The organism is Microbacterium aoyamense, from assembly GCF_023155855.1.
Lineage (GTDB): Bacteria > Actinomycetota > Actinomycetes > Actinomycetales > Microbacteriaceae > Microbacterium > Microbacterium aoyamense.
Window position 1 is genome coordinate 784,966 of the sequence record NZ_JAKNUT010000001.1, and the last position, 14,034, is coordinate 798,999.

Below are 14,034 nucleotides of genomic sequence, written 5' to 3' on the forward strand. Positions count from 1 at the left end.
GAGAACCCATGCGCACCACTCTTCGCACGACCGGCGTCGCGTTCCGCGCGATGCTCGTGTTCACCCTCGTGCTCGGCATCGGCTACACGCTGCTGATCACGGGCGTCGGTCAGCTGCTCCTGCCCTGGCAGGCGAACGGATCGACCGTCACCGACTCGTCGGGTCAGGTCGTCGGCAGCTCGCTCATCGGGCAGTCCTTCACCGACGCCGACGGAAACCCTCTGCCCGAGTACTTCCAATCGCGGCCGTCCGCTGCCGGCGACGGGTACGACGGAGGAGCATCGAGCGGCTCCAACTGGGGCCCCGAGAACGCCGACCTCATCACCGCGATCGAGGAGCGCAAGGCGGCCATCGCCGCGTTCGAGGGTGTCGACGAGGCGCAGATCCCCGCGGACGCGGTCACCGCCTCGGCCTCGGGCCTCGACCCGCACATCTCGCCCGCCTACGCCCTGCTGCAGGCCGACCGTGTGGCCGAGGCCCGGGGCCTCGGCGAACAGGAGGTGCTCGACCTCGTCGCCGCGCACACCGAGTCGCGCGATCTCGGGTACTTGGGCGAGCCGCGCGTCAACGTGCTCGAGCTCAACCTCGCGCTCGACGCGCTGGGATGACCGCCGTGCACAACTCCTGCAGATCGAGCGCCTGCGACCCGCAGGCCCGCGGCGATCCGTGTTCCGCTGCGGAAGCCCCTGCTGGTCTGCAGGAGTTGTGCGCGCGGGACGTCGCGCACTCCGCCCGTCGTAGGGTGATGCCATGAAGCGCGGCAGGCTGCGGGTGCTCCTGGGAGCGGCCCCGGGCGTCGGCAAGACGTACGAGATGCTCGAGGAGGGCAAGCGGCTCCTCGCCGACGGCACCGACGTCGTCGTCGCGATCGTCGAGACGCACGGCCGTGTCGCCACCGCCGCGATGCTCGAAGGGATTCCCGTCCTCCCCCGCCACACGGTGGCGCACCGCGGGGTCGATCTCACCGAGATGGACCTGGACGCTCTGCTCGACCGTCAGCCGAAGATCGCGCTCGTCGACGAACTCGCCCACACGAACGCGCCGGGCTCGCGCAATGCGAAGCGATGGCAGGACGTCGAGGAGATCCTGGATGCCGGGATCGACGTCATCACGACGGTCAACGTCCAGCACATCGAGTCCCTGGGCGGCGTCGTCGAGCAGATCACCGGCGTCGCCCAGCGCGAGACGGTTCCGGATGCCGTGGTCCGCGGCGCCGATCAGATCGAGGTCGTCGACCTCACGCCCCAGTCGCTGCGCGATCGCCTGGCAGCGGGCTCGGTGTATCCGGCCGAGCGCGTCGACGCGGCACTGTCGAACTACTTCCGACTCGGCAACCTCACCGCGCTGCGCGAGCTCGCCCTGCTGTGGCTCGCCGACGAGGTCGACTCGGCGCTGAAGTCCTACCGCGCCGAGCACGGCATCCAGGGCACCTGGCAGGCCCGCGAGCGCGTCGTCGTCGCCCTCACCGGTGGGCCCGAGGGCGAGACGCTGCTACGGCGAGGGGCACGGATCGCCGCGCGGTCGGCCGGCGGCGAGCTGCTCGCGATACACGTCTCCACTCAAGACGGGCTGCGCACCGGAAGCCCGGCTGCCCTCGCCCAGCAGCGCGCGCTCGTCGAGTCGCTCGGGGGCACCTACCACCAGGTGGTCGGCGACGACGTGCCACGCGCGCTGGTGGACTTCGCCCGCTCGGTCAACGCCTCGCAGCTCGTCATCGGCGTGAGTCGCCGTGGTCGACTCGCCGCCGCGCTCACCGGCCCCGGGATCGGCGCGACCGTCATCCGGGAGTCCGGCGACATCGACGTGCACATCGTGACGCACTCCTCCGCGGGAGGCTTCGCGCTGCCGCGACTCTCGGGTGGCGCGCTCAGCGTCAAGCGGCGCATCCTGGGCTTCGTCCTCGCGCTCACGGGCGGACCGCTGCTGACGTGGCTCCTCGTGGCGATCCGGTCCGAGGACACGATCACGAGCGATGTCCTGGCCTACCAGCTGCTCGTCGTCCTGGTGGCGCTCCTCGGAGGCATCTGGCCGGCGCTCTTCGCCGCCGTCATGTCCGGCCTGACGCTGAACTTCTTCTTCGTCGAGCCGTTCTACACGGTCACCGTCAGCGACCCGCGCAATGCATGGGCACTCGTGCTCTACGTCGTGATCGCCGTCCTGGTGAGCTTCGTCGTCGACCGCGCCGCTCGCGCGGCCCGCGCCGCACGGCGCGCCGCCGCGGAGTCCGAACTGCTCGCGACGGTCGCCGGCAGCGTGCTGCGTGGCGAGAGCGCGATCCCGGCGATGATCGCGCGCACCCGCGAATCTCTCGGACTCGCGGGCGTGCGTCTCATCGGCATCGACGGTGAGGTGCTCGCCGTCGACGGCGAGCCCGTTCGCGACGGCCGCTTCGAGTCGATTCCGGTCGACCGTGTCGGCTCGTCGGCCCGCGCAACCCTCGAGCTGCACGGCAAAGACCTCGATGCCGCCGATCGCCGGCTCGTCGATGCGATCGTGGCCCAGCTCTCGGCCGCCCTCGAACACACCGACCTCGCCCAGACGGCACGCGAAGCCGGGATGCTGGCCGAGACCGATCAGGTGCGCTCCGCGCTGCTCTCGGCGGTGAGCCACGACCTGCGCCGCCCGCTGGCGGCGGCCGTGGCATCCATCGGCGGCCTCCGCGCCGCGACGAACCTCTCGCCCGAAGATCGCGAGGAGCTCCTCGCGACCGCCGACGAAAGCCTCGCGACACTCTCGACGCTCGTCACCGACCTGCTCGACGTGAGCCGCGTGCAGGCGGGCGTGCTCGCGATCTCGCTCGGACCGGTGGATCCATCCGGCGCCGTCCTGAGCGCGCTCGACGAGCTCTCGCTCGGTCCCGATGATGTCGAGCTCGCTCTCGATGCCGACCTGCCCTCCGTGCAGGCCGACGGCGTGCTGCTGCAGCGGGTCCTGGTCAATGTGCTCGCCAACGCGCGGCGCCACAGCCCGTCGGGGACGCCGCTCCTGGTGTCGACGAGCAGGCTCGGCGCGACCGCCGAGATCCGCATCATCGACCGTGGCCCCGGTGTGCCGGCCGATCGCCTCGAGGACATGTTCTCGCCGTTCCAGCGTCTGGGCGATACCGACAACACGACCGGCCTCGGTCTCGGTCTCGCCCTCTCGAAGGGCTTCACCGACGGCATGGGCGGCACTCTCACCCCCGAGGACACCCCCGGCGGCGGCCTCACGATGGTCGTCTCGCTGCCCGTGTGGGGCGCGATACCCGCCACTGATAGCGTCGCGACGCAGGAGGGCCGCGCATGAAGATCCTGGTCGCCGACGACGACCCGCAGCTCGTACGCGCGTTGCGCATCACGCTCGCGGCGCACGGCTACGAGGTCGTCGCCGCACCTGACGGCGCTGCGGCGGTCGCGCTCGCCGCGAAGGAGCGCCCCGACATCGTGATGGTCGATCTCGGGATGCCGCGACTCGACGGCGTTCGCGTGATCGAGGCTCTTCGCGGCTGGACCAACGCGCCGATCATCGTCGTGTCGGGACGCACGGGTTCAGCCGACAAGGTGGAGGCACTCGACGCCGGAGCCGACGACTACGTCACGAAGCCGTTCCAGATCGACGAGCTCCTCGCGCGGCTGCGCGCGCTCGGACGCCGCGCCGTGCCGTCGCCGAACGATCCGTTCGTCACCTTCGCCGACGTCGAGATCGATCTGGCCGCCAAGACGGTGACCCGGTCGGGACAGACCATCCACCTCACCCCCACCGAGTGGCGGATGCTCGAGTTCCTCGCCCGCAACCCGGGCTCGCTCGTCACTCGCCAGACGCTGCTGAAGGAGATCTGGTCGAGCGAACAGGTGAGCGACTCGGGCTACCTGCGGCTGTACATGTCGCAGCTGCGCAAGAAGCTCGAGGCCGACCCTGCGCATCCCGTGCACCTGCTCACCGAGCAGGGCATGGGCTACCGGCTCGTCGTATGAGTCAGCCGAGGCCCTGACGCGTCTCGGTGTCGGGCGCGGAATCCCCCGCCACGGGCTTGCGCGAGAGCCCCACCGAGCCCGAGCCGGCAGCGCCCGACAGCGCGGCATCCACCGCGACGGACTCGTCGACGTCGGGGTACTGCGGACGCAGCTGCACGGCGGTCTGCTTCTTCTGCTCGCGCTTGGCCTTGCGCGCGGCGTAGGTGAGGTTGAGCGCCTCGACGATGATGGCGAACGCCATCGGACCGTAGATGAAGGCCTTGTCGATCTTGATCTCGAAGCCCTCGGCGACGAGGAACACTCCGATGAGCAGCAGGAACGACAGCGCGAGCATCTTCACGGTGGGGTGCTTGTTGACGAACGCGAAGATGAACCGCGACGCGAACAGCATGATGCCGAACGACAGCACGACGACCGTGATGATGACGACGAGGTTCTCGGTCATGCCGACCGCCGTGATGACGGAGTCGAGCGAGAAGACGAGGTCGAGCAGCAGGATCTGGATGAGCACGGACCCGAAGGTGATCGTCGCGCGACCGGATGCCTGAGCCTCTTCTTCATGGCCCTCGAGCTTGTGGTGGATCTCGGTGACGGCCTTGTAGACGAGGAAGAGACCACCCGCGATGAGGATGAGGTCCTTCCACGAGAAGCCCATCTCGCCGATGAAGAACACGTCGTTCTTCAGCGTGATGATCCATCCGGCGAAGAGGACGAGGACGACGCGCATGACCATCGCGAGCGTCAGCCCGAGGTTGCGGGCCCGCGCCTGCTGCTCCTTGGGGAGCTTCGAGGCGAGGATCGAGATGAAGATGACGTTGTCGACGCCCAGGACGATCTCGAGCACGAAGAGCGTGAAGAAGACCGCGATCAGGTCGGGCGTGAAGGCGAAGGAGAAGTCCACGCGTCAATCGTAGGTGGCGCCTGTCAAGGCCCTCCAAGTTTGGTGCGCATACGCCCGGCGCCATATGCACGCGCGTAGTGTGGCGCTTAGCGATCGGCATCCGCCTGTGGCTCCGCGTCGGGCCCTCGGGCCGGCATCCGAACCAGAGGATCGCGATCATCGCCACTCAGACTCTGGAGGCCACTCTCGGCCCCATCCGGCAGACGTACGCCGGAACCGACTCGTTCCCGCCGATCGCCAGGTCGTACACGCAAGTCTCGGAAGTCGTCCGCGAGACGGGCCTCCTGGCCCGCACGCCGATCTTCTATGCGATCGTCGGCGCCGTGCTCCTTCTCGGCCTCGCGGGCTGCGTCGCGGGGTTCGTGCTGCTCGGCCCCAGCTGGTTCCAGCTCCTCATCGCGGGGGCGCTCGGCATCCTTCTCACGCAGGTGTCGTTCCTCGCGCATGAGTCCGCACACAAGCAGATCCTGACGACGGGCCCGGCAAACGACCGGGTGGGCCGATTCCTCGCCGCGGGCATCGTCGGCATCAGCTACTCGTGGTGGAACTCGAAGCACTCCCGTCATCACGCCAACCCGAACCAGGTCGGCCGCGACCCCGACATCGAGGTCGACACCATCCGATTCCTCGAGGCGGACGCCGCGAAGGTCTCTGGCCCGATGGCCTTCATCACCCGCAAGCAGGGCTGGCTGTTCTTCCCGCTCCTGACCCTCGAAGGCCTCAATCTGCACTATCTCGGCCTCAAGCACCTGTTCTCACGTGGTGAGATCAAGGGCCGCTGGGTGGAGCTCTCGATGATCGCCGCGCGCTTCGCCGTCCTGCTCACGCCGATCTTCTTCTTCTTGCCGCTGGGCATGGCGTTCGCGTTCCTCGGCGTGCAGCTCGCCGTCTTCGGCGTCTACATGGGGGCCTCGTTCGCGCCGAACCACAAGGGCATGCCGATCATCGCGCCCGGGGCGAAGCTCGACTTCTTCTCGAAGCAGGTGCGCACGTCCCGCAACATCCGTGGCGGCTGGTGGGCGACGTGGCTCATGGGCGGCCTGAACTACCAGGTCGAGCATCACCTCTTCCCGAGCATGCCTCGCCCTCACCTGTCCAAAGCGCGCGAGATCGTCATGGACCAGTGCCGCGCGCTGGGTGTGCCCTACACCGAGACGAGCCTCATCGAGTCGTACGGCATCGTGATCGCGTATCTCAACCGCGTCGGACTCGCCGCTCGCGACCCGTTCGACTGCCACCTGGTCGCACGCTTCCGCCCGTCCTGAGGCGATCGCCGCGGCATCCATCGCTCCTCGCCGCGCGAACCGTCGCAGGTGGTCGCTCGTCAGCGGCGGAGACGGCCTTTCGCGACGGTTCGCGGCGGAGATGGATGCTACGCGAGCACGTCGCGCAGTCGCGCGGCGAAGCCCTCGGGGTCGCCGGGGAACCCCTCCTGCGACGTGAACCCCGCGTGGTGGCTCGGAAAGTCCGTCACCGGTCGTCCGATCGCCGCGGCCACGGAGCGACCACCGCGAGCGGCCATCTCGTCGCGCGACTCGACCCCGACGGCGATGATCACGCGGTCACCCAGCTCCCGCAGGGCGCCGGCGTCGATCTCGTACTCGATGAGCGCCGGCATGTTGCGCAGCAGAGGATTGGTGCGGCCGCCGTCATCCTGCGCCGACATGCCGAACATCGCCGGGTCCGGCGCCGGGCCGTCGAGGTAATCGTCGGGCAGCGGCCCGTCGAACATGACGAGCTGGATGAACTTCGCCATCGCCGCGCCATCACCGTCGCGTGCGTACGTGTCCTTCATGTCACGGATGACGGCGAGTACCGTGTCGCCGTCGGGCAGGCCGGCCGCGAGCGGAGGCTCGTGAACGACGGCGCGCCGGACGTCCTCGGGGTGTGCCGCGAGCAGCGCGAGCAGGTTGACCGCCCCGCCGCTGCTGCCGAACGTGTCGACCGGCCCGACGCCCAGCGCCGCGATGACGCGGTGCAGGTCATCCGCGTGCTGCTCCGCCGTGATGTCGGCGGTGCCGACCGGGTTGCGACCGGCACCGCGCGGATCGTACGTGATGACCGGGCGGTCGTCGATCTGCGCGGCGAGGAGCGCGAGGCCCGTGGCATCCATCGGCGCCGCGAACACGAAGAGCGCGGGTCTCTCCGGCGTGGCCGTGGCGAGGTCGCCGTGGATGTCGTAGGTGATCGCGTCGTCGCCCTCGCCGACGGTGTGGGTGGTGATGGCCATCAGACGGATGCCAGGACGCCTTCGAGGCGGGCGTAGCTGGCCTCCATGCCGTCGGTCATGCCCGTCGCGAGCACCATGTCGCGGGTCTGCGCGTCGGGGTACTCGATGTACATCGTGATCAGCGTCGCGCCGTCCTCCTCGTCGAGATTCAGGTCGTTGAGAGTCGACGGGTAGTCGGTACCCGTCATGTGCTCGGTGTTGACGAGACGGCGCTGCGGTTCGGCGTAGAGGATCTCGCCGTCGAAGCCGAAGGCCTCGCCCTCGGTATCGCCGACGGGCTCCCACGCGTAGCGGTACGACGTGCCGGCGACGGGCTCCAGCTCGCACTCGCTCATGCGCCAGCCGTCGGGACCGAGCAGCCACTTCTTCATGAGCTCGGGCTCGGTGTGCGCGCGCCAAACCAGGTCGCGCGGGCCGTCGATGAGTCGCGTGATCCGCACGTGCTGGTCGTCGAGGATCTCGGTGCGGGTGCCCTTGCCCTGCGCGTAGGCGCGGAGCCCCTCGAGCACGCGATCGAGCTGGTTCATCGCCATCGTGGCGCCCTCGACCATGCCCATGCCGACGAGCTGCTCGAGCGCCTCGGCCGACGTGAAGTAGGTCGTGCTGACGAGACGGGCGCCCTCGGCGGTCGATGCGATCGCGAACGTCATTCGACTCGCGGGCATCTCGGTCACGGGGTTTCCGTCAGCGTCGGCGAACTGGTCGAGCACGGCGAACGACGAGGTCGGCGCGATCTCGAGGAACTCCCACGATCCGAAGGACTCCTCGCCCTGCGGGCTCGTCATCTTGTACTGCGCCGTGCCGCCGACCGTGAAGTCGAAGGACGTGAAGGTCGCGGGGTAGCCCGGAGGACCCCAGAACCGCTCGAGCTGCCGCGGCTCGGTGAAAGCGTTCCAGACCCGCTCCGCGGGGGCTGCGAAATCGGCGGTGAGGGTGAGGGTCAGTGCTTCTGCGTCGGCGACGACGTCGGTGACGGGCATGTCATTCTCCTTCTGTTCTCTGGGTTTCCGGTTCTTCGGCGAGGAGCGCATCGAGGCGGTCGATACGCGAGCGCCACAGCTCCTCGTACTTCGCGAGGAGCGCGCGGGCCTTGGCGATCATGGCCGGATCCGCTCGGACGAGACGCTCGCGGCCCTCGGCGCGCTTGACGATGAGGCCGGCCTCTTCGAGGACGGCGACGTTCTTCTGGACGGCCGCGAAGGACATGTCGTAGTCCTTCGCGAGCGTCGAGACCGAGAGCTCGCCGTCGATGGTGCGTCGCAGGATGTCGCGGCGCGTCGCCGTGGCGAGCGCGTGGAAGACGCGGTCGATCTGTTCATCGCTGAGCTCCGTTTGTGCAACCATTTGGTTGTACGTTACGCCCATGTCAGGAGGGTGTCAACCTCTCGCACGAACCCGCGTGCTCTTTGTGTCAGGTCCGACCGACTGCATCACCGGCACCGGTTCGATGGCCGTCATTCCGCGTGTTACTCTCGACCGATTTCGACTGGGGGTCGCAGTGACGCGAGGGCGCGGGATTCGCATGATCGGTGCCGCCATCGGCGTCGTGCTACTCGTAGCGACGGTCAGCCCGGCCGCCGCGGACTCGGGCGCCACAGCGACATTGAGCGGGCGGATCGCAGGCGCGGACGGACGCCTGCTGGGAAGCTGCGCGGTTCTGGTGGCCTCCCAGGGCGGTGTGGTCTCGGGCTGGACGCAGCCGGAACTCGACGGAACATACGAGATCGCCGGCCTGGCCCCGGGCGAGTACGACGTGCGCATCTCCTACACCTGCACGGGCAGGTCGCTCATCGGCGAGTGGGGCGACGGCACGCACGGAGCGACGCAGCAGACCCCCACCGTGCTGGCAGCAGGAACGAACCCCCTCGACATCCGACTCGACGACGGCGGCTTCATCACAGGCACCCTCACCGGGTCGGGCGAGCCGCTCAGCGGTGACTTCGCGCTCATTCCGCTGGAACCCGTCTTCCCCGGGCCGCCGCTCAGGGTGTTCGCGCGCTCCGGAGTCATCAGCAGCACTCCTCTGCCGCCGGGACGCTATGGGGTCGTCTTCTCTCCCGGAATCGAGTGGATCGGCGAAGACCACAACGGCATCGTCACCACCACGCCCACAGCACCCCCGCTCACAGTCGGGCTCGGGCAGACGGTCACCGTCGCCGCCGATCTGCAGCCGGCCGGTGTGCTGTCGGGCACCGTGTTCGTCACGAAGAACGGCACGCGGATGCCCGCGGCAGGCGCAAGAGTGCGCATCGAGGGTCTCGACGGCGCGAGGTCGACGTCGGCATCGGCTGACGAGAACGGTCGGTGGATGATCCGGGGAGTGTCGGGGCGCTTCCGGATCTCGTTCAGCTCGGAATCCAGCGATCCCGGCAAAGCGACGCTGCCGGAATACCTCGGCGGCGGCCGCTCGAAAGCGGAGTCGCGCATCGTCGAGGTGCGCGACAACGCAATCGTCGACGGGCTGGACGCCGATCTCGACATCGGCGGCCACTTCTCGACCTGGCCCTATCTCGAGCCGAGTCCCGGCGCCGCGCTGCTGCCCGCCAGCAGCCAGCTCGCGGACATGCTCTTCTTCCGTCTCGACGAGGCTTCCGGCGAATACGTGCGAATCGACCCGCCGGGATGGAGGTTGCCGATCGGCGGACATCCGTACACGGGCGTGCTCGAACCCGGGACCTATGCACTGCGAGTGTGGACCAATCACTGGCTCGGCGGCGACCCCTGGGCGCAGGGTGCGGAGACGATTCGCTTCTACGGGGGGCTCGACGACATCGTGGTGCGCGAAGGCGAGGTGACCCCGTACGAGCCCCTGATCCTCGAAACCCGCCACTACGACGTCACGCGGGCCGCGGGCACCGACAGGTACGCGACTTCGGCAGCCATCTCAGCCGGCGCGTTCGACCCGGGCGTGCCCGTCGCCTACCTGGCGAACGGCACGACCTTTCCCGATGCCCTCGCGGGCGCGGCGGCAGCGGGCAGCCTGGGCGGCCCGGTGCTGCTCACGCCGGCAGGCGGCATCCCGCCGGTGGTCGCGAACGAGCTCGACCGTCTGAACCCGCAACGGATCGTCCTGCTCGGCGGCGCATCCGTCGTCTCTGAAGCCGTCGAGCGCCAGGCCGCGGCCTACAGCTCGGCCCCCGTCACGCGGCAGGCGGGCGGCGACCGGTTTGCGACGTCCGCCGCGATCAGCAAGTCGACCTTCCTGCCCGGGGTTCCGGTCGTCTACCTCGCCAACGGCTACGACTTCCCCGACGCGCTGGCGGGCGCGGCCGCCGCAGGCAGTCTCGGCGGTCCCGTCCTGCTCACTTCCCCGAGCGGTCTGTCTGCCCCGCTCCATGCCGAGCTCGACCGGCTCAAACCGCACAAGATCGTCGTGCTCGGCGGAAAGGCTGCGGTCTCGGACGCAGTAGCGACGCAGGCCGGGGCCTACACCTCAGGCAGCGTGACTCGTCACGCCGGAGCATCCCGGTTCGCCACTGCTGCGCAGATCAGCGCGAAGACCTTCAGCCCCGGGGTGCCCGTGACGTACATCGCCAACGGCTACGGATTCCCCGACGCACTCTCAGGCGCGGCGGTCGCGGGTGCCCGCGGAGGCCCCGTCCTGCTGACCGGGCCTCAGACCATGCCCGACGCGATCCTCGCCGAGCTCGAGCGACTCGATCCGGAGAAGGTCGTGATTCTCGGCGGAGAGGGTGCCGTCTCCCCTGACGTCATGTCGCAGACGCGAGCCGTGCTTCCATACTGACGAGCGCATACCGGACGGGGAGGCCCTCCCCGTCCCCCCGAGCCTCCCCGCCTTGGGGAAACTAGCGATCATGCCGGGGCCGCGTGAAAGTGGAACTTGATCCGGATCAAGTTCCTCGGGGTGAGTCCGGCCGCGAGCGACGCACGATCCGGCTCAGCGCCGACTCGGTCACGTTCAGGTACGACGCGATATCGCGCTGGGTGGCTCGCCCGCGCAACCCGCGCCGACGCATGAGCTGCCGATAGCGCTCCGCGACATCCTTCTCGAGCGCGCGTTCACCCGACAGGTAGAGGCCGTCGATGTACGTCCAGAGGAAGGCAGCGTGCACCTGGCCCCATTCGGTGTGGCGGGCGGCGAGGGTTTCGACGACGCGGTAGTCGATGTGCAAGAGAGAGGTCCGCTCGAGCGCGATCACGGACATCGGTCTCAGCGACCATCTCTCACCGATCCAGCGTCCGAGCGTCATCGGCGGCGCGGACCGCGGTGCCCACGACGGTCGGGTGTTCGGGGCGATCGCGGTACCCGTCGCGAAGAACTCCGCGACGCGACCGGTCTCCTCCTCGACGAGCTTGACGAGCCCCCGAACGACGAAGGCGACGTCGGCGTCGCCCATCTCGATGAGAGATTTCGCCGGATGCACCCGCAGCGTCGCCGAACGTGCGAACTCCTCCCATTCCGGCAGCGGCCCGGACGCGAACTGCGTGGCGACCCGTCGCAGAAGTCCGAGGGCCGCGCCGACGACCGCGCGATCACGCAACGGCGGGCGGAGCTCCATACCGAGAGCGTATGCGCGGGCGCCCACACGGTCGGCAGGCTCGCGAGAGGATGCGGCACCCGCGACTAGACTCGAGAGGTCCGGCATCCCCGATTCTTGGAGTGCAGCCGCGTGACCACCCCCATCGCCGATACCGTCGAGAACGCCATCGCGACTCCCGAGAAGGAGCAGCCGTACGGCGCGCTCGGACTCAAGCCCGACGAGTACGCGCAGATCCGCGAGATCCTCGGCCGCCGCCCCACGTCGGGCGAGCTGGCGATGTACTCCGTCATGTGGTCGGAGCACTGCTCGTACAAGTCGTCGAAGATCTACCTTCGCCAGTTCGGGCAGAAGGTGTCCGACGAGATGAAGACCCGCCTCATGGTGGGCATGGGTCAGAACGCCGGCGTCGTCGACATCGGCGAGGGCTGGGCGGTGACCTTCAAGGTCGAGTCGCACAACCATCCGAGCTACATCGAGCCGTTCCAGGGCGCCGCGACCGGTGTGGGCGGCATCGTGCGCGACATCATCTCGATGGGCGCGCGCCCCGTCGCCGTCATGGACCAGCTGCGCTTCGGCGCGATCGACAACCCCGACACCGCCCGCGTCGTGCACGGCGTCGTGAGCGGCATCTCGTTCTACGGCAACTGCCTCGGCCTGCCGAACATCGGCGGCGAGACCGTGTTCGATGCCGTCTACCAGGGCAACCCGCTCGTCAACGCGCTCGCGGTCGGCGTCATGCGGCACGAGGACATCAAGCTCGCGAACGCGACGGGCGCGGGCAACAAGGTCGTGCTCTTCGGCGCCCGGACGGGCGGCGACGGCATCGGCGGAGCATCCATCCTCGCGTCCGACACGTTCGCTGACGGCGGCCCCACCAAGCGCCCCGCTGTGCAGGTGGGCGACCCGTTCGCCGAGAAGGTGCTCATCGAGTGCTGCCTCGAGCTGTACCGCGACGACCTCGTCGAGGCGATCCAGGACCTCGGTGCCGCGGGCATCTCGTGCGCGACGTCCGAGCTCGCCGCCAACGGCGGGTCCGGCATGCGCGTCGACCTCGAGAACGTGCTGCTGCGCGACTCGACGCTCACGCCCGAAGAGATCCTCATGAGCGAGAGCCAGGAGCGCATGATGGCGATCGTCGCGCCCGAGAAGCTCGACGCCTTCCTCGCGGTCGTGGACAAGTGGGACGTCGAGACGAGCGTGCTCGGCGAGGTCACGGGCGACGGACGCCTGCAGATCTTCTGGCACGGCGAAGAGATCGTGAACGTCGACCCCTCGACCGTCGCCGTCGACGGCCCGGTCTACGAGCGTCCGGTCGCGTACCCGACCTGGATCGACGCGCTGCGGGATGACTCGGCCTCGGCGCTGCCCCGGACGAGCGATCCCGACACCCTGCGCGCGCAGTTCGTGCAGCTGGTCGCGAGCCCCAATCTCGCCGACACGTCCTGGGTCACCAATCAGTACGACTACTACGTCATGGGCAATACCGCCCTGTCGTTCCCCGACGACGCCGGCATGATCCGCGTCGACGAGAACTCCGGCCTCGGCTTCGCGATCGCGACAGACTGCAACGGCCGCTTCTGCCAGCTCGACCCGTACGAGGGCGCCAAGCTCGCCCTCGCCGAGGCGTACCGCAACGTCGCCGTCACGGGCGCGGAGCCGACCGCGGTCACCGACTGCCTCAACTTCGGCAGCCCCGAGAACCCCGAAGTCATGTGGCAGTTCTCGCAGGCCGTGGAAGGGCTGTCGGATGGATGCCTCGAGCTCGGCATCCCCGTCACCGGCGGCAACGTCAGCTTCTACAACCAGACCGGCGACCAGCCGATCTTCCCGACGCCCGTCGTCGGCGTGCTCGGCATCATCGACGACGTGGGCCGCCGCATCCCGTCGGGCTGGCAGGACCCGGGCGAGAACATCTACCTGCTCGGCGTCACGGCGACCGAGCTGAGCGGCTCGCAGTGGGCCGGCACGGTGCACGGCCACCTCGGCGGTCGCCCCCCGGCCGTCGACCTCGGCCAGGAGCGCAAGCTCGCCGAGCTGCTGCACGCCGGCGGCCAGCAGTCGCTCATCTCGTCGGCGCACGACCTCTCGTCGGGCGGTCTCGCGCAGGCGCTCGCCGAAGCGGTCATGCGCTTCGGCGTCGGCGCGCGGGTGTGGCTCACCGAGATCATGGAGCGCGACGGGGTGGATGCCGCGACCGCCCTGTTCTCGGAGTCGACCGGCCGCGTCATCGTCTCGGTCCCACGCGAGGACGACGTGAAGTTCCGCGGCCTGTGCGAGGGTCGGGGCTACCCCGTGCTGCGGATCGGCGTGACGGACCCGACGGATGCCGCGCTCGAGGTGCAGGGGCTCTTCACGGTGCCGCTCGCCGAGCTTCGCGATCTGTCTACCTCGACGCTCCCCGACGCCTTCGGCGCGACGGTGTCGGAGCCCGCGCTCTAGACTGAGTCC

11 protein-coding genes are annotated in these 14,034 nt (G+C 69.1%); 6 read left to right on the forward strand and 5 right to left on the reverse strand.

Annotation, left to right across the window (positions count from 1 at the left end; translation table 11 throughout):
* Positions 1-8: 8 nt before the first annotated feature.
* The 3 genes from kdpC to MA876_RS04150 all read left to right on the forward strand — a co-directional run bounded on the left by kdpC (position 9) and on the right by MA876_RS04150 (position 3,953).
* Positions 9-608, forward strand: a complete 600-nt coding sequence (gene kdpC / locus MA876_RS04140) for a K(+)-transporting ATPase subunit C (protein WP_248146331.1) — start codon at positions 9-11, stop codon at positions 606-608.
* A gap of 142 nt (positions 609-750) precedes the next feature.
* Complete coding sequence (locus MA876_RS04145; RefSeq protein WP_248146333.1) at positions 751-3,285, forward strand: DUF4118 domain-containing protein; 2,535 nt, start codon at positions 751-753, stop codon at positions 3,283-3,285.
* Positions 3,282-3,953 (forward strand): response regulator, encoded by a 672-nt coding sequence (locus tag MA876_RS04150; protein ID WP_248146335.1) that lies wholly within the window; start codon positions 3,282-3,284, stop codon positions 3,951-3,953. The genes MA876_RS04145 and MA876_RS04150 overlap by 4 nt, the downstream gene beginning before the upstream one ends.
* 1 nt (position 3,954) lies before the next feature.
* Here the strand turns inward: MA876_RS04150 and MA876_RS04155 are convergent, their stop codons facing one another.
* Positions 3,955-4,854, reverse strand: a complete 900-nt coding sequence (locus MA876_RS04155) for a TerC family protein (RefSeq protein WP_248146337.1) — start codon at positions 4,852-4,854, stop codon at positions 3,955-3,957.
* Between the two features lie 158 nt (positions 4,855-5,012).
* Here MA876_RS04155 and MA876_RS04160 point away from each other — a divergent pair, with 158 nt between their 5' ends.
* Positions 5,013-6,119, forward strand: coding sequence for a fatty acid desaturase family protein (locus MA876_RS04160; RefSeq protein WP_248147174.1), 1,107 nt, complete (start codon positions 5,013-5,015; stop codon positions 6,117-6,119).
* A gap of 107 nt (positions 6,120-6,226) precedes the next feature.
* On the opposite strand, the gene MA876_RS04165 is transcribed toward MA876_RS04160, so the two are convergent.
* Genes MA876_RS04165 through MA876_RS04175 form a run of 3 tightly spaced genes read right to left on the reverse strand, consistent with a single transcriptional unit; the run spans position 6,227 to position 8,428 of the window.
* Positions 6,227-7,084 carry an alpha/beta fold hydrolase gene (locus MA876_RS04165; protein ID WP_248146339.1) on the reverse strand — a complete coding sequence of 286 codons (858 nt, stop codon included), beginning with the start codon at positions 7,082-7,084 and terminating at the stop codon, positions 6,227-6,229.
* The gene (locus MA876_RS04170) at positions 7,084-8,064 is read right to left on the reverse strand and encodes an SRPBCC family protein (protein ID WP_248146340.1); all 981 of its coding nucleotides are present in this window, start codon (positions 8,062-8,064) and stop codon (positions 7,084-7,086) included. The genes MA876_RS04165 and MA876_RS04170 overlap by 1 nt, the downstream gene beginning before the upstream one ends.
* A gap of 1 nt (position 8,065) precedes the next feature.
* Positions 8,066-8,428, reverse strand: coding sequence for an ArsR/SmtB family transcription factor (locus MA876_RS04175; RefSeq protein ID WP_248146342.1), 363 nt, complete (start codon positions 8,426-8,428; stop codon positions 8,066-8,068).
* Between the two features lie 178 nt (positions 8,429-8,606).
* Between MA876_RS04175 and MA876_RS04180 the strand changes: the two genes are divergently transcribed.
* Positions 8,607-10,829, forward strand: a complete 2,223-nt coding sequence (locus tag MA876_RS04180) for a cell wall-binding repeat-containing protein (protein ID WP_248146344.1) — start codon at positions 8,607-8,609, stop codon at positions 10,827-10,829.
* A 106-nt stretch (positions 10,830-10,935) separates the two neighbouring features.
* On the opposite strand, the gene MA876_RS04185 is transcribed toward MA876_RS04180, so the two are convergent.
* A complete protein-coding gene (locus MA876_RS04185) occupies positions 10,936-11,604 on the reverse strand; it encodes a Crp/Fnr family transcriptional regulator (RefSeq protein ID WP_248146346.1) in 669 nt (222 codons plus the stop codon).
* A gap of 111 nt (positions 11,605-11,715) precedes the next feature.
* Here MA876_RS04185 and purL point away from each other — a divergent pair, with 111 nt between their 5' ends.
* Positions 11,716-14,025 (forward strand): phosphoribosylformylglycinamidine synthase subunit PurL, encoded by a 2,310-nt coding sequence (gene purL, locus MA876_RS04190; RefSeq protein ID WP_248146348.1) that lies wholly within the window; start codon positions 11,716-11,718, stop codon positions 14,023-14,025.
* Positions 14,026-14,034: the final 9 nt, after the last annotated feature.

Coding starts and splice junctions, on each gene's coding strand:
- MA876_RS04185 (WP_248146346.1), bottom strand. CDS start 11,604: ATGGAGCTCCGCCCGCCGTTGCGTGATCGCGCGGTCGTCGGCGCGGCC.
- kdpC (WP_248146331.1), top strand. CDS start 9: ATGCGCACCACTCTTCGCACGACCGGCGTCGCGTTCCGCGCGATGCTC.
- MA876_RS04170 (WP_248146340.1), bottom strand. CDS start 8,064: ATGCCCGTCACCGACGTCGTCGCCGACGCAGAAGCACTGACCCTCACC.
- MA876_RS04165 (WP_248146339.1), bottom strand. CDS start 7,084: ATGGCCATCACCACCCACACCGTCGGCGAGGGCGACGACGCGATCACC.
- MA876_RS04145 (WP_248146333.1), top strand. CDS start 751: ATGAAGCGCGGCAGGCTGCGGGTGCTCCTGGGAGCGGCCCCGGGCGTC.
- MA876_RS04175 (WP_248146342.1), bottom strand. CDS start 8,428: ATGGTTGCACAAACGGAGCTCAGCGATGAACAGATCGACCGCGTCTTC.
- MA876_RS04180 (WP_248146344.1), top strand. CDS start 8,607: ATGATCGGTGCCGCCATCGGCGTCGTGCTACTCGTAGCGACGGTCAGC.
- MA876_RS04150 (WP_248146335.1), top strand. CDS start 3,282: ATGAAGATCCTGGTCGCCGACGACGACCCGCAGCTCGTACGCGCGTTG.